The organism is Desulfobacula sp. (assembly GCF_021107415.1).
The window spans coordinates 1-3,382 of the sequence record NZ_JAIOSW010000041.1; the positions used below are offsets into that span (position 1 = coordinate 1).

Annotated in this window: 2 protein-coding genes and 1 pseudogene; 2 read left to right on the forward strand and 1 reads right to left on the reverse strand. The window is 34.4% G+C overall.

Annotation, left to right across the window (positions count from 1 at the left end; genetic code table 11):
• A pseudogene (locus tag K8S13_RS02245) lies at positions 1 to 103 on the forward strand (IS1595 family transposase); the annotation flags it as partial.
• Positions 72 to 1,559 (forward strand): PKD domain-containing protein, encoded by a 1,488-nt coding sequence (locus tag K8S13_RS02250; RefSeq protein ID WP_291460098.1) that lies wholly within the window; start codon positions 72 to 74, stop codon positions 1,557 to 1,559. The pseudogene K8S13_RS02245 and the gene K8S13_RS02250, both read left to right, overlap by 32 nt.
• Before the next feature lie 468 nt (positions 1,560 to 2,027).
• Here the strand turns inward: K8S13_RS02250 and K8S13_RS02255 are convergent, their stop codons facing one another.
• Complete coding sequence (locus K8S13_RS02255; RefSeq protein ID WP_291460099.1) at positions 2,028 to 3,236, reverse strand: EAL and HDOD domain-containing protein; 1,209 nt, start codon at positions 3,234 to 3,236, stop codon at positions 2,028 to 2,030.
• Between the last annotated feature and the right edge of the window lie 146 nt (positions 3,237 to 3,382).

The window sequence follows — 3,382 nt, forward strand, 5'->3', positions numbered from 1 at the left end:
AACTTCCAGTAGTCGTGGATTAGTTTTTCGACGACTGATAGAGCAAGCTGTTGCGACTAGCCCAATTACAGATGAGAAAGTTACGCACGGATATTCTTGGTGATACAGCAGGAGGAGCTAACCGACCACCCCGTATTGATAATTTTTTTTATGCCCATATTTCACTTTATGCCCACGCCGATGTATTCATTGAGGCCAATACTGCATTAGCATATTCCTCTGCTAATTTAAGACAAGTAAAAATTGATTTTTTGCCACCCCCGGAGGCGATATTTTCGTACACTCCCACAAAACCATTATTGGGAGACTCCATAACATTTGATACAACAGACTCAGTCTGTCCAGAGGGACAAATCTGTTCTTATATATGGGACTTCGGTGATGATACTACTGGCACGGGCGAAATAGTTAGTAAAACATTTAATGATGTGGGTGAATATACTGTTATTTTTACGTTAACGGATGAATACGGACAGGAAGATACATGTGAAAAAAAATTCAGAATAGCTCCGGCTCTCTATGTTTTTCCCAAAGCCTGGTTGTTTACTACTGTTAAAATTAATGGAGAAGATCGACCAGGTTCCGGACCTTTATCACTGGGTATCGGTAACAATTCCATAGCAACGGCAAATTTAGATATTAGCAGTATTGCTTTAACCGAAGATGATGATGACATATTTGATATATATAGTAATCCATGCAGTGGAACCTCTTTAAGTCCAGGGTTTTTATGCCCAGGTTATGTTACCATAGGACTGATGAAAATTCAGGAAGGTCGAGCAAAAGCTGTTATAAATTATAACAGTTTGTCTGGCGAACCTTGTACCATCCCTTTAATACATAAAATTTATTCTGTTGAAACTGAGGAAGAATATGAGCGGATTAAACAGATGTCTAAAACATTAAGAGACGTTGTAATAAATGGCAGCGTAGATCCTACTGTTATGACATTTCCAGATAATATTTCTGATTATGAGGCAATCGGCGGGAAAGACTTTTATTTTAAAGAGGGGAAAAACGGTGATAATATTTCCGATATTACAGAAATTCATTTCATGGACTCCATTGATGTGGAAAATAATATTCCTGGGATGCCTTTCATAAGTATTCCTTTTTCAGTATCAATCCAAATGGCTTTTGACCAACCAAAGCCGACTGAAACCGAAAGAATCACATTAGTTGATTTCCTACAGATTGATGGTGGTAATAGTTGGTTTGTATTTGTAGAGGAAGATGATTATGATATAGATGGTACGCCTGTGGAAGCTTTAAAATTTATCTTTTTCCGCTCAGATGGTATTATGGCAAATGGATATTCGGTTATTTATAGCAAAGATTCTGATTATATTTTTGAAATGACAGAGATATTCGGCAGTACAAATGTTATGGACATGACTCCTTATAAGAGTGATTCTGATATTGATATTGATGTTGATGGTAAGAATCTGGCAAATTTTGCGAGTAAATATATGGCGGGTGATTTGTTTGCAGATTTGAATTCTGATGGATTAATTGACAAGAATGATTTAGATATTTTTGCATCAGAGTTTGGTCATTGATGAATCTACCCTCTTAAATTATTTTAAGAGAATAAGAAATTCTTTAAATTCAATTAAATATATAGATTTCATTTTTGAATCCCCCGATATTATTTTTGAAAAATCTGGTTACTCTCCAATTATGTAACGAGTTTACCCCGCCTGATCCCGCAGACCCTGCCCCTTTTTTTAAAATGATGCATCTAAAGTTTTAGGGATCTCCCATCGGTCAATGAGATACAGGATTGATCAATATGGGATTGATTTTTAAGATAAGAATTTGATCTGAAAAAATTTTTAAATATATTCATCGGAATTTAAAGTATTTTTCTCAGAGCTTGAAATTCTATAAAATTTATTATGTATGGATCTATTAAGCCTCTGAAATTTAAAGGAAGCATACAACTTTTAAAATATTTTTCCAAATAATGGTTTAAAAAAGTGTCCACTTTTCCGGGAGAGGTTCCTCAGTATTTTATCTTACATTCGTTAAAAAAATGAATTAGCCATTTTTACCGAATCAAAATAAAATTCGGGCAGTTTTGTTTCAATGGATTTGCCGGATATAGCAGTAAAAAATGCATTCTTCCAATTCCCTTGTTCAAAGCTCTTGACGATATTTAAAATAATCTTAAATTCTTTATCCCTTCCAAACAATGCAGTTTCCATTTTTTCCGAGAGGACAATTTGTTCAAGGATATCTTCCATTTTACAATCCAGTATGGCATCCATTAAAGAAAAAAGACCCAGCGTAAATAATTCATCTATTGAAAATCTGGTATTCAAAACTGTGCCGCATCTTTCACACATTCTGGCACGAATAATTGAAGTCCGAACTAATTCATTGGGTTTTTTAGTGCTCAAATCGGATATCACAACAATGCTGATGAATTTTCTGAGTTCATTTGTTCCAAGATAGGTTATGGCATCTTTAATGGTGTTAATAGGATTCTGTCTATTAAAATAAGCAGAGTTAATAAATCTGAGCAGCTTAAATGATACTGCAGCGTCATTTTTAATTAATTTTTCCACGTTTTTTAAAATCAGTTCTTTACGGCCGACTTCATTAATGAGCTTTAGTTTTGTTATCTGCCCGGATGATATTCCTGTTGTCGATAACACTTCAGGTTTAGAAAAAAAATATCCTTGGAACAACTCAAATCCCATTTCTTCTGCCTGATCAAATTCTTCATAGGTCTCAACTTTTTCTGCTAAAAGGGTTATTTTATAGTCAGATTTGATTTGTTTTACTATATCAAAAAGACCATCCAATGGCATCGCTCTCAAATCAAATTTAATGATTTTACAAAGTTCTATCATTGGCAAAAATTTTTTGTGATAAACAAAATCATCCAGCGCAATAGTGAATCCTTTTTCACAAAATAGAGAGAGAGCTGATATCACGTTTTCATTTGGTTCAATATCTTCCAGAACCTCAATAATAAAATGATCTTTTGAGAGGAGCAAAGGTATCTTTTGAAGAATTAGCTTTTCAGTAAAATTGATCAAACCCGGTTTTCCTCCTAAAATTTCATTGAAATCAAAAGGGAAAAAGATATTTGACACAAGAGTTGAAGTCGCTGCATTCCCATCAACATCAGGGAATGCATTTTCCAGGCCGAGCCTGAATAGAAGTTCATATCCGAAAATCTTTTTCTCAAGCGTAAAGATCGGCTGCCTTGCCAGAAATACTTCCATAGCTTTCCTTTAATGAAGATTGTTTTGCATAGAGGTCAGTTTTCTATATTCTAAAAGTCATCCTTTAAAGTATCTGGGTGCTCCTAAACACTTAATAAGTACCTCTTCTCACAATAAACTATAATTTTGAGTCGAACACAATAGGT